General features: G+C 65.1%; 21 protein-coding genes. 13 read left to right on the plus strand and 8 right to left on the minus strand.

All coding sequences use genetic code 11. The annotated features are described in order from the left end of the window. Window positions 1-12 precede the first annotated feature (12 nt). Together ACIQLD_RS12035 and ACIQLD_RS12040 are read right to left on the minus strand one after the other, a co-directional pair. On the minus strand, window positions 13-1,137 hold the full coding sequence (locus ACIQLD_RS12035) for a M24 family metallopeptidase (protein ID WP_402608218.1): 1,125 nt from the start codon (window positions 1,135-1,137) through the stop codon (window positions 13-15). 54 nt (window positions 1,138-1,191) lie between these two features. Then, window positions 1,192-2,103 (minus strand): helix-turn-helix domain-containing protein, encoded by a 912-nt coding sequence (locus ACIQLD_RS12040; protein ID WP_402608219.1) that lies wholly within the window; start codon window positions 2,101-2,103, stop codon window positions 1,192-1,194. 156 nt (window positions 2,104-2,259) lie between these two features. Between ACIQLD_RS12040 and ACIQLD_RS12045 the strand changes: the two genes are divergently transcribed. The 4 genes from ACIQLD_RS12045 (at window position 2,260) to ACIQLD_RS12060 (ending at window position 7,765) form a co-directional block, all read left to right on the plus strand. After that, the gene (locus ACIQLD_RS12045; protein WP_402608220.1) at window positions 2,260-3,792 is read left to right on the plus strand and encodes an APC family permease; all 1,533 of its coding nucleotides are present in this window, start codon (window positions 2,260-2,262) and stop codon (window positions 3,790-3,792) included. A gap of 57 nt (window positions 3,793-3,849) precedes the next feature. Next, window positions 3,850-4,986 carry a tyramine oxidase subunit B gene (locus ACIQLD_RS12050; protein WP_402608221.1) on the plus strand — a complete coding sequence of 379 codons (1,137 nt, stop codon included), beginning with the start codon at window positions 3,850-3,852 and terminating at the stop codon, window positions 4,984-4,986. A 40-nt stretch (window positions 4,987-5,026) separates the two neighbouring features. Next, window positions 5,027-6,205, plus strand: a complete 1,179-nt coding sequence (solA, locus tag ACIQLD_RS12055) for an N-methyl-L-tryptophan oxidase (protein ID WP_402608222.1) — start codon at window positions 5,027-5,029, stop codon at window positions 6,203-6,205. A 135-nt stretch (window positions 6,206-6,340) separates the two neighbouring features. Continuing rightward, window positions 6,341-7,765, plus strand: coding sequence for an aldehyde dehydrogenase family protein (locus ACIQLD_RS12060; RefSeq protein ID WP_402608223.1), 1,425 nt, complete (start codon window positions 6,341-6,343; stop codon window positions 7,763-7,765). A 43-nt stretch (window positions 7,766-7,808) separates the two neighbouring features. On the opposite strand, the gene ACIQLD_RS12065 is transcribed toward ACIQLD_RS12060, so the two are convergent. Continuing rightward, window positions 7,809-8,255, minus strand: coding sequence for a DUF1801 domain-containing protein (locus ACIQLD_RS12065; protein WP_091028115.1), 447 nt, complete (start codon window positions 8,253-8,255; stop codon window positions 7,809-7,811). A 136-nt stretch (window positions 8,256-8,391) separates the two neighbouring features. Here ACIQLD_RS12065 and ACIQLD_RS12070 point away from each other — a divergent pair, with 136 nt between their 5' ends. Then, window positions 8,392-8,814, plus strand: coding sequence for an NUDIX hydrolase (locus ACIQLD_RS12070; protein WP_402608224.1), 423 nt, complete (start codon window positions 8,392-8,394; stop codon window positions 8,812-8,814). A 25-nt stretch (window positions 8,815-8,839) separates the two neighbouring features. Here ACIQLD_RS12070 and ACIQLD_RS12075 read toward each other — a convergent pair whose 3' ends face one another. Together ACIQLD_RS12075 and ACIQLD_RS12080 are read right to left on the minus strand one after the other, a co-directional pair. Further along, the gene (locus tag ACIQLD_RS12075; protein ID WP_402608225.1) at window positions 8,840-9,295 is read right to left on the minus strand and encodes an aminoacyl-tRNA deacylase; all 456 of its coding nucleotides are present in this window, start codon (window positions 9,293-9,295) and stop codon (window positions 8,840-8,842) included. Between the two features lie 56 nt (window positions 9,296-9,351). Further along, window positions 9,352-9,852 carry a DNA helicase gene (locus ACIQLD_RS12080; protein ID WP_402608226.1) on the minus strand — a complete coding sequence of 167 codons (501 nt, stop codon included), beginning with the start codon at window positions 9,850-9,852 and terminating at the stop codon, window positions 9,352-9,354. 147 nt (window positions 9,853-9,999) lie between these two features. Here ACIQLD_RS12080 and ACIQLD_RS12085 point away from each other — a divergent pair, with 147 nt between their 5' ends. Further along, the gene (locus ACIQLD_RS12085) at window positions 10,000-10,557 is read left to right on the plus strand and encodes a peptidylprolyl isomerase (RefSeq protein ID WP_402608227.1); all 558 of its coding nucleotides are present in this window, start codon (window positions 10,000-10,002) and stop codon (window positions 10,555-10,557) included. Between the two features lie 21 nt (window positions 10,558-10,578). Continuing rightward, complete coding sequence (locus ACIQLD_RS12090) at window positions 10,579-11,472, plus strand: rhomboid family intramembrane serine protease (RefSeq protein WP_402608228.1); 894 nt, start codon at window positions 10,579-10,581, stop codon at window positions 11,470-11,472. A gap of 295 nt (window positions 11,473-11,767) precedes the next feature. On the opposite strand, the gene ACIQLD_RS12095 is transcribed toward ACIQLD_RS12090, so the two are convergent. The 3 genes from ACIQLD_RS12095 to ACIQLD_RS12105 form a co-directional block, all read right to left on the minus strand. After that, window positions 11,768-12,070 (minus strand): hypothetical protein, encoded by a 303-nt coding sequence (locus ACIQLD_RS12095; protein WP_402608229.1) that lies wholly within the window; start codon window positions 12,068-12,070, stop codon window positions 11,768-11,770. After that, window positions 12,067-12,420: a hypothetical protein gene (locus ACIQLD_RS12100; RefSeq protein ID WP_402608230.1), complete on the minus strand. Its 354-nt coding sequence runs from the start codon at window positions 12,418-12,420 to the stop codon at window positions 12,067-12,069. The genes ACIQLD_RS12095 and ACIQLD_RS12100 overlap by 4 nt, the downstream gene beginning before the upstream one ends. 1,487 nt (window positions 12,421-13,907) lie before the next feature. Beyond that, window positions 13,908-14,783, minus strand: a complete 876-nt coding sequence (locus ACIQLD_RS12105; RefSeq protein WP_402608231.1) for a LysR family transcriptional regulator — start codon at window positions 14,781-14,783, stop codon at window positions 13,908-13,910. A gap of 75 nt (window positions 14,784-14,858) precedes the next feature. Between ACIQLD_RS12105 and ACIQLD_RS12110 the strand changes: the two genes are divergently transcribed. From ACIQLD_RS12110 to ACIQLD_RS12135, 6 genes are all read left to right on the plus strand, one after another. Continuing rightward, window positions 14,859-16,010, plus strand: a complete 1,152-nt coding sequence (locus ACIQLD_RS12110; RefSeq protein WP_402608232.1) for a four-carbon acid sugar kinase family protein — start codon at window positions 14,859-14,861, stop codon at window positions 16,008-16,010. A gap of 37 nt (window positions 16,011-16,047) precedes the next feature. Then, a complete protein-coding gene (gene pdxA, locus ACIQLD_RS12115) occupies window positions 16,048-17,037 on the plus strand; it encodes a 4-hydroxythreonine-4-phosphate dehydrogenase PdxA (RefSeq protein WP_402608233.1) in 990 nt (329 codons plus the stop codon). Between the two features lie 45 nt (window positions 17,038-17,082). After that, window positions 17,083-17,739: a hypothetical protein gene (locus tag ACIQLD_RS12120; protein ID WP_402608234.1), complete on the plus strand. Its 657-nt coding sequence runs from the start codon at window positions 17,083-17,085 to the stop codon at window positions 17,737-17,739. 106 nt (window positions 17,740-17,845) lie between these two features. Next, complete coding sequence (locus ACIQLD_RS12125) at window positions 17,846-19,387, plus strand: amino acid permease (RefSeq protein ID WP_402608235.1); 1,542 nt, start codon at window positions 17,846-17,848, stop codon at window positions 19,385-19,387. After that, entirely contained in the window at window positions 19,384-20,292 is a 909-nt protein-coding gene (locus ACIQLD_RS12130) for an HAD-IIB family hydrolase (RefSeq protein WP_402608236.1), read from the plus strand. The genes ACIQLD_RS12125 and ACIQLD_RS12130 overlap by 4 nt, the downstream gene beginning before the upstream one ends. A gap of 1,134 nt (window positions 20,293-21,426) precedes the next feature. Beyond that, window positions 21,427-22,374: a hypothetical protein gene (locus ACIQLD_RS12135; protein WP_402608237.1), complete on the plus strand. Its 948-nt coding sequence runs from the start codon at window positions 21,427-21,429 to the stop codon at window positions 22,372-22,374. Window positions 22,375-22,610: the final 236 nt, after the last annotated feature.

Below are 22,610 nucleotides of genomic sequence, written 5' to 3' on the forward strand. Positions count from 1 at the left end.
GCTCGACGACGGTCAGTGCGAGCCCACCGACACCAACCCGTGCGGTGCGAGGTTGAGTCGCTCACCACCGTCGGCCGTGACGATCACGATGTCCTCGATGCGGGCACCCCACTCGCCTGCGAAGTAGATGCCGGGCTCGATGCTGAATGCCATGCCTTCACGAAGCACCAGGTCGTTGCCCGGGGCGATGTACGGCTCCTCGTGCACCGAGACGCCGATGCCATGGCCGGTGCGGTGCAGGAACGCCTCACCCAGACCGGCGTCGGCGAGAACGTTCCGCGCTGCGGCATCCACCTCGGCCGCGGTGGCCCCGGGGCGCACGGCATCCACCGCCGCCTGCTGCGCCTGCACCAACACGGCGATGTGCTCGGCGGCTGCGGGGTCGGGAGTGCCGACGACGTAGGTCCTGGTGCTGTCGGAGTTGTAGCCGCTCGGCACGGCTCCTCCGATGTCGACCACGACCACATCGCCCTCTTCGATCACGCGGTCCGAGACCTCGTGGTGCGGGTCCGCGCCGTTCGGCCCGGAGCCGACGATCACGAACTCGACCGTGCGGTGGCCCTCGGCGACGATGGCCTCGGCGATGTCGGCCGCGACCGCGCGCTCGGTGCGTCCAGCCCGAAGCCACTCGTGCACGCGGCGGTGCACCGCGTCGATCGCATCTCCGGCACGACGCAGTTCCGCGATCTCCTCGGCGTCCTTGACCATGCGTCCCTCGCGCAGCACCGGGGTCGCGAGTTCGAGACGTACCCCCAGTCGCTCGCCGATCGGGATGACGTGCAGGGCGGGAAGGGCATCGGAGACGCCGACGCGCGACACGGTGCCTGCGGCGGCGGTGGCCAGCGCGTACGGGTCTTCGCCGTCGACCCAGTCCGCGACGGCGAGTGCGAGCTCTCCGACCGCGGTGGTGCGCACCTTCGCGAGCTCCATCCGCGGGACCACGATCGTCGGCGCGAGGTCGGGGCCGATCACCAGGGCGGTGAGTCGCTCGATGGTGTCGCCTTCGACTCCCACCAGATACTGCAGATCGGGGCCCGGGCCCACGATGATGGCGTCGAGCCCGGCCTCGGCGGCGAGCGAGGCGGCGCGACTGAGGCGGGCGGCGTACACGGGGGCGGGGAACGGCAGTGTGCTCACGGGCTCAACGCTACTGCGCGGGTGGGTGCAGGTCACCCCGATCCAGGGGTGAATTCAGCCCGCGCGCACGGCACGGGGCGGTACTCCGTAGTGCGCACGGAACACCCGGCTAAAGTGCGCGGGGTCGACGAAGCCGGCAGCGATCGCGATCTCGGCGATGGAGCGCTGTGCCTGGTAGGGATCGGTGAGCGCGTCGTAACAGCGCTGCAGTCGGCGTCGGCGGATCACCGTCGAGACCGTGGAGCCCTGCTCACTGAACATCGCGTGCAGATGCCGCACCGAGATGTAGTGCGCCGCCGCGATCTGTGACGGTGAGAGATCGCTGTCTGCAAGGTGCACGTCGATGTAGGTGAGGATGTGCGTCAGCGTCGCGGAGTGCGCGCTCACCGGGCCGTCGGTCACGGCGAGGTTCGCCTCCAGCACCGTGCTGAGCATGTCGACCGCTGTGCGCAGCATCCGTCTGGCGATGCGGCTGTCGAGGTGATGCGCCCCCTCGGCGAGCGAGCCCAGATACGGACCCACCATCGCGCCCAGTGCTCCACCCGCGTTGAGTCGGGTGGCCGTGATGCGGCTCGTGTCCTCCGACGGTATGTCGAGCAGCACCTTGGGGAACATCACGACCGACATCTGCACCGCGTCGTCGAATAACAGCGAGTACGGGCGGTCGGTGTCGTACAGCGCCATGTCGCCACTGCCGAGCGCGGTCTCGCGTCCGTCCTGCACGATGAGGCCGCTGCCGCGCTCGATCCGCGAGAACTTGAAGTACTGCTGAGGGGCGCGGGAGATGAGCGACGGGGTGCGGTGCACGCCGTGTCCGTCGGCGTCGATCGCGAACACGTGGATGTCACCGGCGGCGGTGGCATCGATCGCGCCGCGGAAGCGATCCTGCTCGGGCGCGGTCACATCGAGCGCGACGACGGCACGGGACACCGCATGGCGGTAATCGAGGAACGACAGACTCTGCATCAAGGCTCACCCCACTGTGGCCGATCATATACGATGCTGCATTTTAGCATCAGCCCCCTGTGCCCGCGTAGACAAGTGTTCTGCCCTCGTCGTCAACAGACGGCGCCCGGCCGTGGCGAGTATGAGGACATACCCGAGCATCGAAGGAGCTGCGCCATGGTGACGTCCACCCCCACAACGTCGACGACGAGAACGGCCGAACACCGGCGCCTCGGCGTCTTCGCGGTCGCATTCATGATCATCGCGGCCTCCGCGCCGCTGACCGTGCTCGCCGGCGGAGTGACCAGCGCCTACGCGGTCACACATGTCGACGGCATCCCGTTCGGCTACATCGTGCTGGCGGTCGCCCTCGGCATCTTCGCGATCGGCTATGCGGCCATGAGCCGGTTCGTCACGAACGCGGGCGCCTTCTACGCCTACGTCGCGCAGGGCATCGGCCGCCCGGCGGGCGTCGGCGCCTCCATCCTCGCCTTCCTGTCGTACAACGCGATGCAGATCGGCATCTACGGGATGCTCGGCTTCCAGATCAGCTCGTTCATCGAGTCGAAGACCGGATGGGTGAGTCCGTGGTGGGCGTGGGTGCTCCTGACGATCGTGCTGGTGGGTGTGCTCGGCGTGCATCGCGTCGATCTCTCGGCCAAGGTGCTGGGGGTGCTCGTCGCCCTGGAGTTCGTCGCCGTGATCGTCTTCGACCTCTTCGCTTTCGGCAACCCGGCCGAGGGATTCACCGCCACCCCCATCACCCCTTCGGCGCTCTTCGTGCCGGGAGTAGGGGCCGTGCTCGCTTTCGGCATCGCGGCGTTCATGGGCTTCGAGTCGGCGGCGATCTACGGCGAGGAGTCGAAGGACCCGAAGCGCACCATCCCGCGTGCGACCTTCCTCGCGGTCGGCGTCTCCGGCATCTTCTACGCTCTCTCCTCGTGGGCGCTCGCACTCGCGGTCGGTCCGAGCAAGATCACGGACCCCACGGGCATCTCTCCCGAAGAAGCCGGCCCCCCGCTGTTCTTCAACTTCGTCGCGGAGCATCTCGGCGTGATCTGGGTCGACGTCATGTCGATCCTCTTCATCACGAGCCTGTTCGCTGCCCTCGTCAGCTTCCACAACGCGGTCGCCCGGTACGCGTTCTCGCTCGGACGCGAGGGTGTGCTGCCCCGGGGGCTGGGCACCGTCCGCATCACGAGCGGCGCACCGTGGGCGGGATCACTGCTGCAGTCCGCGATCGCAGTCGTCGTGATCGTCGCGTTCGCGATCGGCGAGCAGGGCTGGAGCCCCGAGAACGGTCCGTACCCCGTGATCACGCTGTTCACCTGGCTCACGAACCTCGGCGCCTTCGGCCTCGTGCTGCTCCTCGTGCTCGTCTCTGTCGCGGTGATCGGCTTCTTCCGGCGTGATCGACGAGAGGTGGGTGCCGGCAGCAGGCTGGTCGCACCGATCATCGCTCTCGTGGCGCTCGCGGTCGTGTGGGTGCTCATCCTCCTGAACTGGGATGTGCTGCTCGGCCAGGCCGAGTCCGCACCGACGACCTTCATCCTTCCCGCAGTCCTGCTCGTTCCCTCGGCGCTCGCGGTCGGGTGGGCGTTCTGGCTGCGGCGGGCTCGACCCGAGGTCTACCGTCAGATCGGGCATGGCACCGAATTGCCGGAGAATCCGCACCTGGGCGAGTCGGTGGAGACGTCGCGAACCATTTGACGAATGCCGCCGCACCCCCCGAAGCGGGCGGGCGACGGAGGCGATGAGAGGAAGCACGTGAGCACTCCGGACACCAGATTGACGTTTCGCTATCTGTCCGAGCCCGACATGATCGCCGCGGGCGTCACAGACATGGGTCTGTGCGTCGACGTGATGGAGGAGACGCTGCGTCTCGTCGACGCCGGGGACTATCGGATGGGCGGCCCCGACGGGAACTCCCACGGATCGATGGTCACCTTCCCGGCGGAGTCATCCCACGAGGGGATGCCGCTCGACGGTCCCCATCGGCGGATGATGGCGATGCCGGCCTACCTCGGCGGCAGTTTCCAGACGGCCGGATGCAAGTGGTACGGGTCGAACATGGTCAACCGTGAGAACGGTCTGCCGCGGTCGATCCTGATGCTCACCCTGAGCGACAAGGACACCGGAGCGCCGCTCGCGCACATGTCGGCCAACCTGCTGAGCGCCTATCGCACCGGCGCCGTGCCGGGTGTCGGCGCGCGACACCTCGCGAATCCGGATGCGCGGAGCGTCGGCATCGTGGCCCCCGGCGTGATGAACAGGACAACGCTCGAGGCCTTCGTGGCCGTGCGGCCCGAGCTCGACACCCTGAAGATCGCCGGCCGCAGCCGGTCGGGCATCGACTCCTTCGTCGGGTGGGTGCGGCGCGAGTACCCGCAATTCACATCGGTCACGGTCGTCGACAGTGTCGAGGAGGCCGTGCGCGACAGCGATCTGGTCACCATCGCCCCGACCACGCCGGCAGGGTCGGCGAACTACGTGCGGATCGAGAAACGGTGGATCAAGCCCGGCGCGCTGGTGAGCCTTCCCGCCGACATCATGATCGACGACGAGCTGCTGGGCGGTGCTCGGCACATCGCCGACTTCGGCGGTCTGTATGAAGCGTGGAGCGAGGAGGTGCCGCACCCCGCCCACGAGCACATCGGGCTGCACGGCATGTATCTGCTCGACCGCATCCGTTCGGGAGACGTGAGCGACGAGGCTCTCGAGAACCTGCCGGCGATCATGAGCGGCGAGGCCGAGGGACGCCGGAGTGCGGACGAGATCTTCCTCTACTCCGTCGGCGGGATGCCCGTGGAGGATGTCGCGTGGGGAACCGTCGTGTACCGACGGGCGGTGACCGAGGGCATCGGTACCGAGCTTCTTCTGTGGGACTCCCCGGCACTCGCATGACCGGTCTCCGTCCCCCATCCATCATTCGTCAGGAGTCGGCATGAACGCGAAAGTCAGGAAGCGGATCGTCATCGTCGGGCTGGGCGCGGTCGGTGCGCTCGCCGCGTGGCGGCTGTCGCAGCGTGACGACGTCGAGGTCATCGGCATAGAGCAGTACGGCCGGGTGCACGACCGCGGCTCGTATGCCGGGGAGTCCCGTGTCTTCCGCACGGCGTATCACGAGGGTGGACTCTACGTTCCGATGCTCCAGGAGTCGCGGCGGCTGTGGCGCGAACTCGAACAGCAGTCGGGTCGGGAGCTCTACCTCGAGGTGGGCGCGTTGTCGATCGCCCAGCCCGACCGCGTCGAGATGCGCACGACCCTCGACACCGTGCGGGAGTTCGATCTGCCGCACACCCTGTACGACACGGAAGCGCTGCGGCGCGCGCATCCGCAGCACAACGTGCACGACGGCGACGTGGGAGTGCTCGACCACCACGGCGGCGGCATCCGTCCCGAGGTGTCTCTGATGGCGGCGCTCGACATCGCCGAGGCTGCCGGAGCGCAGTTGCGCTTCAACTCCCCGGTACTCGCGATCGAGGAGGAGCCGGGCGGCGTCGTGGTCCGCACTCCGTTCGAGGCGATCGGAGCCGACACCGTGATCCTCGCCTCTGGATCGTGGTCGACGCGATTGGACGGGCGCCTGCGCGACCTGCTGCGGCTGCAGGTGCTGGGCCTGACCTGGTTCATGCCCACGGACATCGCCGACTTCCTCCCGGGGCGCTTCCCCGCCTTCCTGCGCGACGTCGGCCCCGTGCACTTCTTCGGGGCCCCGAGTCTCGACGGCTATTCGATCAAGGCCAGCAGCAACCCCACGTGGCCGGTGGCCCGTGATGTCGACGAAGTGCCTCGGGAGTACACGCGGCACGAGCTCGTGAAGATCGGGCAGCAGGCGAAGGAGTTCTTCCCCGCGCTGAACCCCGAGCCGGTGCGCTCCAGTGTGCATCACTGCGCCTACACGCCCGACCGCACCCCGATCGTCGATGTGAGCGCGAGCGAGCGGGTCGTGACGGTGACCGGCCTCTCCGGGCACGGCTTCAAGTTCGCGCCCATGCTGGGCGAATGGGCGGCACGGCTCGTCACGCAGCCGAGCACCGCCGACATCGATCCGCACTTCGCACTGTCCGCTCACCTCGACCGACTGTCGGTGCTCGGCCCCTACCGCGGCGGAGGCCACTGAGCCGAGCTGCCGGTCCTGACGCTTCCGTCACGGACCGACAAGCGCCCCGCACGGGCAGACAAACCCCGCTCGATCCCCGAGCGCAGACTCGAACTGCACGATGAACCCGTCGTGCCCCATCGTGAGGAGACAGTGATGTCGGAAATCGCCCCGGTTCTTGATGAGGCCGCCCTGATGGAGCGCGTCGGCGCCCCCGCGGGTCAGGGTCGCGAAGTGGTCGACGCGGCGACGCGGGAACCGATCGGACGAGCACCCGTGCACACGGTCGAAGAACTCGACGCAGCGGTCGCGCGCGCGAAAGCCGCCCAGCCCGCGTGGGATGCGCTCGGACACGAGGAACGCAGTGCGCTGTTGAATCGGGTGGCCGACGCGATCGACGCGAACGCCGAGCCGCTCGCGCGTCTGCTCTCCCGCGAGCAGGGCAAGCCGCTCAACGGACCGAACGCCCGCTTCGAGGTGGGGGCCTGCTCGGCATGGCTGCGCACCGCGGCGGCGACGCCCCTCGAGCCGGAGACCGTTGTCGACGACGGCGAGACCCATGCCGAACTGCACTACCGCGCGATCGGCGTGGTCGGGGCGATCGGACCGTGGAACTGGCCGCTCATGATCGGCATCTGGCAGATCGCCCCCGCGCTGCGCATGGGCAACACCGTGGTCGTGAAGCCGAGCGGCTACACGACCCTCAGCGTGCTGGCCCTGATCGAGGTCATGAACCGGGTGCTCCCCCACGACGTGCTGATCGGCGTCACCGGCGACCGGGAGGTAGGGGCTCGGATCGCCTCGCACCCCGACATCGGCAAGGTCATGTTCACCGGATCCACCGCGACCGGACGCCGCATCGTCGAGAGCTCGGCGAAGAACCTCGCCCGCCTCACGCTCGAGCTCGGCGGGAACGACGCGGGGATCGTGTTGCCGGGCGTCGATGCCTCGGCCATCGCACAGGACCTCTTCTGGGGGGCGTTCATCAACACGGGCCAGACCTGTGCGGCTCTCAAGCGCCTCTACGTGCATGACTCCGTCTACGACGAGGTGGTCGACGCGCTGGCCGAGGTCGTGCGCCAGACCCCGATGGGCAACGGTCTGGATGAGAAGAACGTTCTCGGTCCGCTGCAGAACCACGCGCAGTTCGAGATCGTGCGCGACCTGGTCGAAGATGCCGCTCGCAACGGTGGAAGGATCGTCACCGGTGGTCGGCCCGCGACCGAGCTCGGCGAGCTCTTCTACCCGGTGACGCTCGTCGCCGACGTCGCGGACGGCGTGGCGCTCGTCGACGAGGAGCAGTTCGGACCAGCGCTGCCGATCATCCGGTACACCGATGTGGACGACGCGGTGGCCAGCGCCAACGGCCTCGACGTGGGGCTCGGCGCGTCGGTATGGGGAGACCGGGAAGAGGCGCGGAAGGTGGCCGCGCGCATCCAGGCGGGAACGGTGTGGATCAACTCGCACGGCGGGGTGCATCCGATGATCCCGTTCGGCGGCCACAAGTCCTCGGGCTACGGCCTCGAGTTCGGGATCGAAGGGCTCAAGTCGGTCGCGGTGCCGCAGGTCATCAACGGCTGATCGGAGGGGGCGCGGTCGTTCGGTCGCGCCCCCTCCGCGGAAGTCAGCTGATGGCGACGCGGATGCGCTCGGCGAGGAACTCCAGATCGGCCTTGGTGAGGTCGGTCACCGCGTAGGCCGTGGGCCACACGGTGCCGTCGTCGAGGTTCGAGATCGGCTCGAACCCGAACGTGCCGTAGCGCACCTTGAACTTGCTCGCCGGCTGGAAGAAGCAGAGCACCTTCCCGTCGCGACCCCACGCGGGCATCCCGTAGTACGTGCGCGGCACCAGCTCCGGTGCGACCTCGGAGACCAGCGCATGCAGCTTGTTGGACAGCGCCTGATCCTCGGGAGTGAGCTTCTCGATCGCCTCCTTGATGTCGGCCTCCCCCGCCGCTCGCAGCTCTTCGGGGGATTTCTTCGCCCGGGAGCGCCGGGTACGGGCCTCCTTCGCTGCGGCCTGCATGGCCTCGCGTTCCTCAGCGCTGAAGTTCTTCTCTTTCTCGGCCATGATCGGTCCTCTCGATGGGTGCCGGTGTGCAGATCACACTACGGATACCCGATGCCGGTGTGCTTCTCGATTCGTGATCGATGTCCGCAGGACACGCGGTCATCGACCGCCTTCTCCGACGGATAGTGTGTGATCCATGGACCTGCGTGTCGCGGCGTACGCGGTCGTCACCGATGACGACGGGCGGTTGTTGCTGGCGCGCTGGACCGAGGGTCGCCGAGTGGCGTGGACGATGCCGGGCGGCGGGCTCGAGGCGGGTGAGTCACCGGAGGATGCGGTGCGTCGCGAGCTTCGCGAGGAGACCGGTTACACGGTCAAGGTCGGCGAACTCCTCGGCATCCACTCCCGGGTGATCCCCGCCGGTCGTCGGGTGCAGAAGGCAGCGGATCCGCTGCACACCCTGCGCATCCTCTATCGCGCTGAAGTCACGGGCGGCAGGCTGCGCTTCGAGACCGGCGGCTCGACCGATATGGCCGAGTGGTTCCCGCTGAAGGCGGTCGCCGAGCTGCAGCGCGTCAAGCTGGTCGACATCGCGTTGAGGATGGCGGGCATCCTCTGACCCGAGCGGCCCGGTCCCGCCGGGATCAGCGCTCTTCGGGAACGGAGATGTCGGCGACGGTGGCGCCGTAGGCCGCGATCAGATCGTCTGCGTCGACGAACAGGCTGTATCCATGGGCTCCTGCGCCCATGGCGATGCGTTGACCGACGATCGACTCGTCGGCGTAGATCGGCCAATCGGTGGTGCTGCCGATCGGCACGATGGTGCCTCGTTCGTAGCCGGTCGCCGCGAGCGCCAACTCAGGCTCCGGCAGTCGCAGCTTGTTCACGCCGACCAGCGCGCGCAGCTTCGGCCAGGAGATCGAGCGTCCGCCGGGGACCAGAGCGAACAGGAAGGTGTCGTCCGAGCGCTTCACGACGAGCGTCTTGACGATGCCGGACGGCGGGATGCCGAGGAGCTCGGCCGCCTCGAACAGGCTGCCAGCGGCCGGACGTTCACGGATCTCGATCGCGAGCCCACGAGCAGCGGCCGCATCCCGCACCCGCGCATGCTGAACGCCTCCGTCACCAGTGGCGACGGAGGCGGGATCAGACGGGGTCACGCGTCGGGTGCGGCGAGCGGGTCGTCCGCGACCCAGAGCTCATCGTCGGCGCGCAGTGCCTGCCAGGCGGCGTAGAGCACGCCGACAGCTGCAGCGGCGCCGAGGATGATCGCGATGACCGAGCCGAGGCCCGGTCCCGACTTCTGCGGCTTGGTCGCCTTGCGCACCTGCACGGCCACGCCGTGGCGCTTGGCGTTGGCGACGTCCCAGGCGGTGAGGGCCGAACCGACCACTCCGCCCACGATCGGCACGAACTTGTCGTCGACGACGTGCTTGCCGATCTTCACGCCACGGTCGACGACCGGGGCGACACGGCGATTGTACGTGTCCTGGATGACCGGCACGACCTGCTCGCGATTGAGGTTGCCGAGCTGACGGCCGGCCTCACGGGCGACATCGGCGGCGTGACCGACGAGCACCTGCTGGTTCTCCCAGAGCTGGTTCGCGTCGTTCTGAAGACGACGCAGTTCCTTCTTCCGCTTGCGGCTGAGGCTCACGATGCTCTCCTGTCCATTGGAGTACGGGTTCCCCATCTTGCCACGAGAGGCTGGAAGCCGGGCGGGAATCGCCCGGCCCTTGCTTCTTCGTCCGAACAGGAGTATCCACCACGGCCAACTCACCGGAAGCTCTGAGAGAATGAGGTCATGGCTCACGCTTCTCATGTCGCAACCCTGCACACCAACCACGGTGACATCGTCATCAACCTCTTCGGAGACCACGCCCCGAAGACGGTCAAGAACTTCGTCGGCCTCGCCGACGGCACCCAGGAGTGGACCGATCCCGCCACGGGCAAGCCCGGCGAAGGTCCCCTCTACAAGGACGTCATCTTCCACCGCATCATCCCGAACTTCATGATCCAGGGCGGCGACCCGCTCGGACAGGGCGTCGGCGGCCCCGGTTACAACTTCGACGACGAGATCAACATGGAGCTCAACTTCAACGAGCCCTACATCCTCGCCATGGCCAACGCCGGCCTCCGTCGCAACGCCATCACCGGTAAGCCCGAGGGCACCAACGGTTCGCAGTTCTTCATCACGACCGACCCGACGCCGTGGCTGCAGGGCAAGCACACGATCTTCGGCGAGGTGGCCGACGACGCCTCCCGGGCCGTCGTCGACGCGATCGGCGCCGTGCAGACCGGTGCCGGCGACCGCCCGGTCGAGCCGGTCGTGCTGCAGTCGATCGACATCGTCGCGGCCTGACGACAGCTGCGGCCGATCCGGATGACCACGCCTGAGTTCACGAGCAATCGCGACAACTTCTGCTACCGGCATCCGGATCGGCAGAGCTTCGTGCTCTGCCAGCGGTGCATGCGCACCATCTGCCCCGAGTGCCAGACCCAGGCGCCCGTCGGCGTCATCTGCCCCGAGTGCATGAGCGCCGATCGCAAGAACCGCACCCCCGCCCAGAAGAAGGCGGCACGTCGGTGGGGCGGCGGAAGCGGCGCGACCATGGCGCTGGGGCGCGGCGGCAAGCCGGTCGTCACCTACGCGCTCTTGGCAGTCACGTCCTTCATCGGCCTGGTGCAGTTGATCCCCGGGTTCAACGCCCCGATCACCCAGGCGCTCGGCTTCTACGCGCCGTATCTGTACCCGAACCTCTTCGGAATCCCTTTCGAGCCCTGGCGTCTGCTGACCGCGCTCTTCGTGCACGGCAGCTTCATCCACCTGGCACTCAACATGCTCGCACTGTGGATGCTGGGGCAGAGCCTCGAGCCCATGCTCGGCCGCGCCCGCTACCTCGCGCTGTATCTGATCAGCGGCCTCGGCGGGTCGGTGATGGTCGCCATCCTCGCCCCCGGCACCTGGACCGTGGGAGCATCCGGAGCGATCTTCGGGCTCCTCGCTTCGCTGCTGATCATCGGACGCCACATCGGCGCGAACGTGACCGGGATCCTGGTCATCCTGGGCATCAACTTCGCCTTCGGCTTCTTCGCCGGCGGGATCTCCTGGCAAGCGCACCTGGGCGGCGCCATCGTCGGCGCTCTCGTCGCCCTCATCCTCGTCAAGACCAAGAGACGAGACCAGCGCACCCTGCAGATCATTCTGCTGTCGGCACTGGTCGTCCTGTTGATCGTTGTGGTGGCGTTCGTGCCGCCGCTCATTCTTTTGTCCTGATCCCGAGTTGTTAACAGGGTTGTTAACCCCTGTGAATAACAACGGTGTAATTCTCCCCAGGCTGTGGAGAGCGCTGTGGATAACTTTCGCTCTTGGTGATCTGTGGGAGGGCGTGAGTCGTACTTCGCTCGCAGAGCGGGTTCCTTCCCGATGCTCGCGCCGGGAATCCGCCTGCGGCCCAGGGCGATGGCTACCCCGAGGGGACCGCGTTCGATCTCCAAACGATGCTGATGGCGGTGTCTCCGGTCGACGTCGACCGGGGTGAGGGCCATCCTTGCTTCCCCTTTCCGAGTTTCTACGGGGTGCGGTGTGCGTTCAGCGCGTCAGTGATTGTTGATCCCGGGTGTGCCTCGCGCCATTTCTTAAGCTCTTCCGGGGTGGCTGATACCGGGCGTTGGCGGGTACCGGAGGGGCTACCGATCACGGTCGGCGCGAGGGCGAAGACCACAAGCGCCGCACCGGCGAATCCTAGCCCGAGGAAGGGATCGCCAATCACCGCAATCACGCCGGCGGCGACGACGAAACCGATCCCGATCAACGTCATCCAGATGGACCGGGCGCGTCGACTCAGGCGGCGGGGGTGGTCGGGAGTATTCATGTGAAGCACTTCGCTTTGATCTCGCTGATACCGATCAGCTCGGCACCCAACGCGGCGAGGGCACCTCCCGCTGCCTGCACCTTCTCGAAGTTGAAGCTGGCGCCCCAGAGCAACTGAACAGCCTTCGCCACGCCGCCGAGTTCGTCGGCGAGCTTCTTGATCTTGAGGATCTTGGCGGCAGGGAACGCGACGCCGGCGATGGCGAGAGTGATCGCGCCGATGCAGCCGAAAACGTCTGCCCGTGCAGTCAACGACCCACCGGAGGGAGCGAGGTTGGCCTGGATCCAGGTAGCGGTGGCCTCGTCTCCTGCGAGAAGCACGTCGTCCGGGATCGAGGTGACTTTGCTCAAGGAACGTCGTCAGCCCTGCGGCACGATCGGCAAGCTCCGGCGTCAAGTCCTCCGCGCTAGCCGTCGCCACGGTCGCAGGAGCGGCAGCAGTTGCAGGGGTTACACCGAGGCACAGAGCGGCAGCCGTCAGTAGTCCCACCCCAGAAAGGACAGCACGAGTCTTCATTAGAAATGCTCCATTCGTCTCCCGCAGCACCCATACGTGCTGTCGTCGTCAGCCTAAAAACGAAGCTCAGAAGTGTCTGTCCCCTCTTCTCCCTACAGACAACCAACCGATCGGTTGGCATCATGCGCCCAGGTTCGCACCCCCGAGAGCCCGATAGCGGTCGTTTCCGAGACGGATAGCCACCGAGGGCCAGCGGCGACGATCCGCCGCGAGCTTTCGACCCGAAACTAAGATCCGAATCACATTAGGGTGGCCGTAGAGGTGGTCGTCCGTAAGACCTGGGGCGTAAACGCCAAGCTCGCGACGAACTCACGGGGATTGGGCGCCGGCCGAACAGCATGGCGCTCGCGTAACGGCACACCCAACCAAACGTTGGGTAGTTTCGCGTAATGAAACGGTGGGCGCGACGTCTCTCTACTTGCCGGGCTTGTCCGGTGCGTGTCATGAGTGGGGACCCGTCTCACGCAGGCGAAAGGATTTGCACTCTCCCGAGGTCGTTCCTTTATCGCAATGCAAGCACCGGCGGCGGCGAGCCTCTTCCTCGCCGCCGCCACCTCCCCCTCCCCGGCCCGCGCCTCTCGTGCAGATCCCTCTACTACACGTGGTGCGGGTCGTACCCGGGTGGGCCGTCGGGTGGCGGCCTCTTGGTTCGTGGGGAGATCCCAAGAGGCCGCCCGAACCGGCTTCGCTGGGGCCTCCGCCGGCTCGCCCACCGCGACATACGTGCGGCAATGACACGCATGATAGACCCCGGGACGGATACGCGAAAGACCCTCCAACGCTGTACCGTGGCTTGGCGACGGCAAGAGCCCCCAGAGCCTCGGTGCGACTGGGTCGGTTGAGGATTCGTACGAAGAGGATGAGGAGGGTTGCTCCGACGCGGTCGTCGTCGTTTCGGAAGCCGCGCTGTTCAGCATCAACGGGAGGTCAAGCCTGGGTGGCCCCGAGGTGTCAGAGTTGGTTGGGCCCCGCTTTGTGGTCCGATCTCACGAGAGTTGTCGCAAGGTGAGACAAGAGTTTGGCGGGATTCCGCTGAGCCGACTCACAACTCCACTTGCGATTCGTCTCATCCGAGTTGTCGCTTTCTTCGCAAGCCCGATCTGCGCGAAACTTTCTTCCCGCCTTCGGGTCAGCGGGACTTCGTCCGGACCGCGTTCACTGTCTTGTCCGCTATCTGCTCTCGCGCACCGGTGGAGCGGATGCGGGTGAGGCGAGCGCCCTCAGTGGTGTAAATCGCGCGTGCGTACCGTGGCTTCGCTGAGATGAGCAGCGCCTTTTTCATCTGGCTTCCCATCCTGGCTGCGTGCCGTGTCGATGGTCGTCACAAGCGGAGGCTGTCGGGTGGTTCCATTCCGTCGAGGTTGCGCAGCCAGGCGAGCAGTACCATCAGCTGCGCGGGTGGATTTGAGCTGGTGAGGCAGAGATAGTTGGTGCCGTCGGCTGCAAAACCGTACGGAGCGACGAGACGCCCTGCACTCAAGTCGTCGGCGACGAGCGCGTATGGGCCAATGGCCACTCCTAGTCCGGCGCACGCGGCTTGGAGTGACAAGAAGAAGTGGTCAAACTGCAGCTCCTCCGAAGGAAGCAGTGAACGCTCGTGCAACTGCTCCCAGACCGTCCACGCCTCAGGGCGAGTGCGCGATGTCAAACAAGGAATGCTGTCGCCCTCGATCAGTCGTCTGGCCGCGTCCGGGCTGCAGACCGGACCCACCCACTCGGGAAAGAGAGGCTCGTACTGTGCATCTGCGGAGAGGGGAAAATCATGGCGACGGATAGCAAGGTCGATGCCGTCACGATTCAGGTCGACTGGTCCGCCGGACGCATAGAGTCTGAGCTTGATGTTGGAGTCAAGGCCGGGAAGTCGGGGCAGGAGCCAGCGTTGCAGCAGGGTCGGTTCGCACGACACCACAAGTGGCCGTCCGGGTTCTTGTTGAATCCTGCGGCAGGCGAAGGAAATCGTCTCGAGCCCGAGCGCGATGGAGTCCGCGAGGCTGAGAGCGTCGTCAGTCGCGATAAGCCCTCGGCCTTTGCGGTGGAAAAGCTTGCGTCCGAGGTGGCGCTCGAGGGTGGAGATCTGACGGCTTACGGCGCTGTGTGTGAGTCGGAGTTCCCCTGCGGCGGCAGTCACGCTGCCGAGACGGACTACGGCCTCGAACGGTGCGAGTGCGTTGAGCGGGGGAAGGGCAAGCGCTGTCATATGTGAGAGTTTCGCACAGTTCTGGTGCGCAAATCCCGCTTTTCATGCGCATGATTGTTCGGCACTGTTGCTCTTGTGAAACAAGTAGGCAGCCCTCGAGTTCTGATCGTCGCTGACGACCTCACGTCTGCGACAGACGGGGCGGGTCCGTTCGTTGCAGGTGGACTGCGGGCCGAAGTGCAGCTATCCGGGACACCCTACGCGGGTTCTGCGGATGTTGTGAGTGTCGATACAAATACGCGAATCCGGAGTGCAACCGAGGCTGCGGGCATCGTGGCCAAGGCATTTAGGGGTGAGCTACCTGGGGTGGTTGTGAAGACGATCGATTCGACTCTGCGCGGCAATATCGCCGAGGAGATCGAAGCGGCGCGGCGGTCGACTGGCCGTCCGCTGACGATCGTCGCACCGGCGTTTCCAGCGGAGGGGCGTACGACCGTGCGTGGCATGCAATTACTCCGGGGGGTGCCGGTCTCGAGGACGAGCTTCGGGGAAGACAGGAGCAGTCCGACTGGGGAGTCGGACGTTCGCGCGATCTTGCCGCAGGCAACGCTGATGAGTTTTCGCGATCCGAACCTCGATGTCGATGCGGTCATCGGAATCGCAATCGCGGATGCGACCAGCGATGCGGATCTCGACGAGCTGGTCGCGCGCGTTCGGCGCCCGGAGCGGGTCCTGTGGGTCGGGTCGCCGGGCCTGTGTGCCGCGTTAGCACGTTCGATGAGGCGGGACGAGATCACGCAATCCGTCCCACCATCTCGATCGCTTCTGATCGTGGTGGGGAGCGAACACGCGGCAAGCAAAGAGCAATTGGAGCGAGTGCGCTCCCACTCAGTGCACCTCGATCTCGCGATCTGCGAACCTGCCGCGGCAGCGCAGCAGATCGAGATCGCCCTCGCCAGAGGGCAGCTGGTCACCCTCACCGACACATCGAATGATCGGACCGCGTCCCAGGTGCGTGCACGTCTCGCGGCAGCGGTGGCGCCATTGCGAGCCAGTGACGTACTCGATGCGGTTGTCGCGACAGGCGGCGATACAGCGCGCGCCGTGCTAGAGGCACTGGAGATCTCCGGGATGCGCGTGCTCGCGGAGCCCGCCCCTGGGGTCGTTGCCACACGCGCCGACCGAGATCGTCAGCGCACCTTTGTCATCAAGGCCGGCGGATTCGGCACTCCGGATCTGCTCGTTGAACTTGCCCACCTGATCCACACCAGTGCGAAAGAGCTCTAGCTGCCCCTTTCGGATCATGATTCAGAGGAGAACATCAGTGACCCCGATTGCCCTCAGCATGGGAGACCCGGCCGGTATCGGCCCGGAGATCACGGTCAAGCTCATCGCCGACCTGGCGACGCAGCGCAGCGCACCCCAGTACCCTGTCGTGGTGTTCGGGGATGCATCATTGCTCCGGCGAAACATCAGTTCGCTGGAGCTGCCCCTACAGGTGGAAACCGTCACCAATGCCAGCGAGATGGGAAACGATCCCCGGGTGGTGCATGTTGTCGCCGGCCCGACGCTCCCCGACGATCTGCCCATCGGGGAAGTCAGCGCCCATGCGGGAGATGCCGCGTTCCGCTACGTGGAGATGGCGATTCACGCCGCGATTCGGGGGGACGTTTCGGGGATCGTGACCGCCCCGATCAACAAGGAAGCGATGCGACTCGCTGGACACCCGTACCCCGGACACACGGAGATCCTCGCCGACCTCAGTGGCACTAGCGACTTCTCGATGATGATGGCGAGCGACGACCTGCGAGTCGTGCTGGTGACAATTCACGAACCTCTTCGCAAAGCAATTGACCTGATCACCCATGACGCCGTGCTGAGAGTGATTCGCCTCGCCGATCGCACACTGCGTCGAGACGGACGGGAACCGCGCATCGGAGTGGCGGGGCTGAATCCGCACGCCGGGGAGAACGGGCTCATGGGACGAGAAGAGCTCGATATCATCGCCCCCGCCATCGCGGAGGCACAGCGCCTCGGGATACGCGCCGAAGGTCCCTTCCCTCCGGACACCGTCTTCATGCGAGCTCGGAACCGCGAATTCGATGTCGTCGTCGCTCAGTATCACGACCAGGGGCTGATTCCGTTCAAATATCTCGGTCTCGACAAGGGAGCCAACGTCACCCTTGGTTTGCCGTTCGTGCGCACCAGTGTCGACCACGGCACCGCGTTCGAGATCGCGGGAAGAGGCATCGCGGATCACTCCAGCCTCCGCGTTGCCTTCGACCAGGCCATCGATCTCGTCAGCGCCCGCTAGGTCACGCCTACACACGAAAAGGACGCTCACATGGACTTCATCTTCATGCTCACCCGCGCCGACCAGACCATCACAGACTGTCTGGAGGTCATGGACGAACTCGTCGACGTGCCGCTGGAGCACATCGGGTTCAAAGACATCGGCGTCGACATCGACACCCTCCGCGCTCTCCACGACAAGATCAAGGCGCGCGGCGCGGAAAGCTACCTCGAGGTCGTGAGTGAGACTCGTGAAGCCGCCTTGGAGTCCGCGCGCCTCGGCCGTGAGTTGGGGGTCGACTGGATCATGGGCGGTGTCTGGGTAGAAGAGATCCTCGCTGTCCTCGACGGCAGCGACATCGGATTCCTCCCGTTCCCAGGCGTGCCGACTGGCCATCCGACTGTGCTCGGCGGCACACCGGAGTCGGTTGCCGCGGACTGCCGCGCCGCGGAGGCCGCAGGTGCGGCGGGCGTCGACCTTCTCGCGTACCGGGCAAGCGATGCGGATCCCCTCGACTTGGTGAAAGCCGCACGCGCGGCCACGACCGGGCGGCTCGTAGTAGCGGGGAGCATCTCCACCACCGAAAGGATTCGCACGCTTGCAGTAGCCGGCGTCGACGGCTTCACGATTGGGCAAGCCGCGTTCGCCGGACTGCTCGACCCGCGCAAAGGATCCCTCACCGCACAGCTCACCGCCGCACTCGACGCGAGCCGAACGGCCTGACACACCATTGCGGGCCGGGCATCGTCCCTTCGAACGGCGGGCCCGGCCCATCCCATCGAGACCAAGGGACCCCGAGTTCGGGGTCACCGGACAAGGAGGTCCCAGCATGGAATCATCATCGAACGACGCGCTCCCCAAGACTCCGACACCAGAGACAGATGCCGTTATCAACGATCCGTACCAACATGAGCAGGAGGGCTACCGCCCTCACCTGAAAACCCGCCAGATCCGAATGATCGCGATCGCCGGAGCAATCGGATCCGGGCTTTTTCTTGGTGCCGGCGGACGACTTGCCTCTGCAGGCCCCTCGCTCTTCATCGCCTACGCAGTCGCGGGCCTGCTTGTCTACTTCATGATGCGCGCGCTCGGCGAGTTGGTCGTGCACCGGCCATCGTCTGGCTCGTTCATCTCATATGCCCGAGAGTTCTACGGTGAGAAGTTCGCGTTTGTCGCCGGATGGATGAACTTCCTCTTCTGGGCGACCGTCGCGATCATCGACGTCACCGCAGTCGCCACCTACGCGCACTTCTGGTCGTTCTTCACATCCGTACCTCAGTGGCTTCTCGCTCTGATCGCTCTCATCGGGATCCTCGCGGTCAATCTGATCTCAGTGAAGCTCTTCGGCGAACTCGAGTTCTGGTTCGCGTTCATCAAGGTTGCCGCGATAATCGCATTCCTGATCATCGGCACCATCGTTCTCGCATTCGGATGGCCGCTACAGCACGACGGAGCCACCAGCCAGCCCTCCCTGTTCATGTGGGCCGACAACGGCGGCATCCTCCCCGGAGGACTCCTCGCCCTCGTGTTCGTCTTCCAAGGCGTCATCTTCGCCTACGGTGGCACCGAACTCATCGGAACCGCTGCCGGCGAAACCGCCGAGCCACGCAAAGTCATCCCCAAAGCCGTGAGCTCCGTCATGTGGCGCATCGGTATCTTCTACATCGCCACTGTCATCCTGCTCTCCCTGCTCCTACCCAACACCGCCTACTCTGCAAGCGAGTCACCCTTCGTGACCTTCTTCGCAAGCCTCGGCGGCCAGCGCACGGGTGAGATCGCCGGAAGTGTGATGAATCTCGTCGTCATCACCGCAGCACTCTCCGCCATGAACGCAGGCTTGTACTCGACCGGCAGAAGCCTCCGATCGATGGCACTCAACGGTGCCGCACCGAAGTTCGCCGCACGCATGGGCCGAAACGGCGTCCCCTACATGGGTATTCTCGTCACCGCGGCCGTTGCACTCCTCGGAGTCGGACTCAACTACGTCGTGCCCGAGAACGCGTTCGAGATCGCCCTCAACATGTCAACCCTGGGCATCCTATCCACATGGGCGACTATCGTCCTCTGCCAGATCGCCCTCCGACGCAAAGTCACCGCCGGCGAGGCCCCGATGCCCAGCTACCGCATGCCAGGCGCGCCCGTGACGAGCTATCTCGCACTCGCCGGCTTCGCGGTCACCTTCGTTCTCATCGCGATCGACTACCCCACAGGAACCTTCACCGTGGCGACATTCGTCGCACTCGGCATCCCCGCCCTGATCATCGGGTGGTACGCAGCCCGCACACGCATAGCACGTCTGGCCGCCGAACGACGCGGACTCACAGGCGCCATCCCCGCAACACGAGACCGCACACCCGAGGACACCCGATGAACACTATCGATACTTCGCACGCACTCTTCGTGAGCGACCTCGACGGCACCCTCCTCAACGCAAACCGCCAAATCACCGAACGCACAGCACAGGCAGTCAACAGACTCATCGAACTCGGCGGACTGTTCGCCATCGCTACCGCGCGCATGCCACACAGCTGCCGCGACCGACTCGCTCCACTCAATCTCGAGCTCCCCGCGATCGTGATGAACGGTGCCGCCCTATACTCCTTCGCGCAAGCGCGCTTCATCCACTGGTACCCAATCAGCAGACGTGCAGTGGAGCATGTGCAAGACGCCATCACGCGCCACAACGCCGGAGCATTCATCTACGCGATTCACGACGGCAAGCTCCGCATCGGCTACACCCGGGACACCGACCTGCTCTCCGAGCAGTACAACACCCCCGCTGCGCACGCCGACACCGGCCAGTTCACCGAGCTGGGTCCCACGGACTGGCAGCGGCTCGGAGAGATCATTTACATCGCTGTCGTCGGAGACGACAACACGATCAACCAGGTCGCGACTGACCTCACCAACACATCCGACGTTCAACTCCTCCCATACCGCAACATCTACACCGAAACCGACTGCCTCGAGATCGCCAGCACTACCGCCGGTAAACACAACGCGATCGAACTTCTGTTGAGCGACACGGGCGCTACCTCGCTCGTCGCCTTCGGTGACAACCACAACGATCTCGCGATGATGGCAATCGCCGACGTCTCTCTCGCTCCTGTAGACGCAATCGATGACGCACGGAACGCAGCAGACATCATCATCCAATCCCACGACTCCGATGGCGTTGCGAAGATCCTCGAAACACGATTCATCCCAGCGCTCCGACCCGCCGCATCAGCATCAAACAGCAAACCCGATCCCATCCACGAATCGAACTTGCGTTGAAAGGCTCCGACTATTCATCTCTGAAGCCTGTGGAGCAGTGACGAAGACACCAAGCTGCCACGCCAACGATTCCTACGGCGAGTCCGATAGCCAATGGCGAGGTAGAACGCGACATCAAGAAGGCATCGCGGGGCAAGACATCAGAAAGCAGAGATCGAGAACTCTCGGCACGCAGGCACCGGGGGCGCATCCGCGTACTCATGAAGCGCCTCCCGACCAGGTCATGGTCGACCGCCGATCCAATTATTGGGGTGAGGGCCGTCTGTCGTTACGCGCTACCGATGCGTGAGAATGCGCCGAGGACCGTCTTCTCGGATTGGACCAGATACCGCTCCAGTTCGTGGACGGCGTCGTCGGCCCCGCGAGTGAGGCTTCAGATCATCGCCCCTACGCTCTCATCATGGCCGTGGAAGCGACCTTCGACGTTTCGCTTATGCGGGTAGTCCGGAAGTTTCCGGACGGGAGACGTCTCCTCGAAGGCGACCGACCCGGCGTCTGCCGGTGTCACCTCTTGGGCGAACCCATAAGCGAGTATCGAATGGTGGCTGCGAGAGCGTTCGTTCCATCGATCGCCTGCAGCCAGTTGGTCGTCAGCGTCATTGCGGACTCCGTTCGGTCAGCGGTGTCCGCGGAGGTGTTCCGCGGTGCGGGTCCCAACTTGACGTGAAAGCTACTCTGCTGCTTCGCGCGGAACCGACACCACGCCGCCGAGCGACAACTCCGGTGAGAATCTGCAAACTCCGGTGCGACGATCTGCAAGTAGGTGAGATTTCTGCAGATCCGGTGAGACAGGACATTTGTATCTTCGGGCCTTCGTTTGCCCTTGGTGCCGGGTAGGCGCCAAGGTGCTGGACCCGTCATTGGATGGTCAGTTTCCGCTCCGGTGGATGCGATACTTCATGGATGAGTCGCGGTGAGACGGTGGTGTTGGATCTCGTGGGTCCAGCGAGCCACACCTTGGTGCTGGAACCGGGAGTTGGATCGGTGAGTGTTGGTCCGCGACGCGATGGGGGCGTCCCCGACTTAGTCGTGGACTCGGATACGGTTGTGCGGTGGGAAGCATTTGATTCATTGCAGACACCGGCAGGGTCGCATTGGCCAAGATGGATTGAGTACGAAGGCCAGGATCTCTCGGTGTTCTCCTGGTCTGAACATCGGCCGATCGAGAGCCTGAGTTATCGAGCAACCGCGAATGTGACGACCGATCTCAGCCGGGCCTGTATTGGCGCACTAACTCTGGTTTCTCGGGGGCACCGTTTGGACGTGGCCCTACCGTCGGCGACAGTGTGTGAGCGGGTGTCGCTTGTCGGAGATCCTGTCGATTTCGCTGTGCATGCGGCCGCGGATGGGTTAGTGCCGAGGCTGGAGTTTGTGCTGCCGGTCAGGCCGTCTCCCGATGGAGAGCCGGCACTGGCGGATGGTTCACAGGGCTCCCGCCGTCTGCCTCAGTTGACCGAGCTTGGGGGAATTCAAGAGATCTCTGTGTCTTCTAGTCCGCTGGATGTTCCGTTCGACGTGAGCTCCTTGCTGCAGTTCCCTGGGCTGGAGGATCTGGAATTGGCTGGTGCGTGCGCGAACTGGGAGTCACTGCAGGGGCTGTCACTACGTGGTCTCGCGCTCCGTTTCGTCCCGGATTTGTCAGCATTTCCGAGCCTTTCTTGTTGGCCGGATCTGGAACGCATCATTGTCTTCAACTGCGATGCGGACGCCAGCAAGGTCATGCGATCGCAGATGAAGAAGCTGCCGCCCACTGAGCGCCACAGGTCCGTAAGTCACCCCCGGACTCGAACGTGGTTCCTTGAAGAGTACGGCCTGCCCTTTGATGCATGGCCCACGAAGAGCGCAGGTAAAGCCACCGCGGCGTTCAAAGCGGCCGTCAAGACAGTCAAAGCAGCAACATCAACCGCGGACACCGTGGGCGCGATCTCCGCCTTCACCGCAGCTGCGAACTCCTGGCCCGAGATCGAGACGAGTGAGCGCGAAGACCTTGCCCGCGCGGTCATTCTATTGACCAAGCTTAGTTCTGCACCGATCCCTGAAACTCAGGCAGTGGCCATCTTCGACGCCGAGCGCACCTTCTAGAGAGCACCCGTCTGGGTAATCCTGCCCATCGACAGCTTGAGAGGAGTAAGAGAAGATCGTCGTGCATGACGCTCGACCCGAGATAAGGAGAAGCTGCGATGACTACGTCTAGTTTGAGAACGGCGATCATCACGGGAGTGTTGGGGGCAACGCTATTGACCACGGTGCCTGCAGTAGGCGCCAGCGCCAGCGTCACTGCAGCGACTGCGGCCGCAAAGGTGGATGCCGCTGTGCAT

The organism is Microbacterium sp. NPDC091662, from assembly GCF_044756705.1.
Taxonomy (GTDB): domain Bacteria; phylum Actinomycetota; class Actinomycetes; order Actinomycetales; family Microbacteriaceae; genus Microbacterium.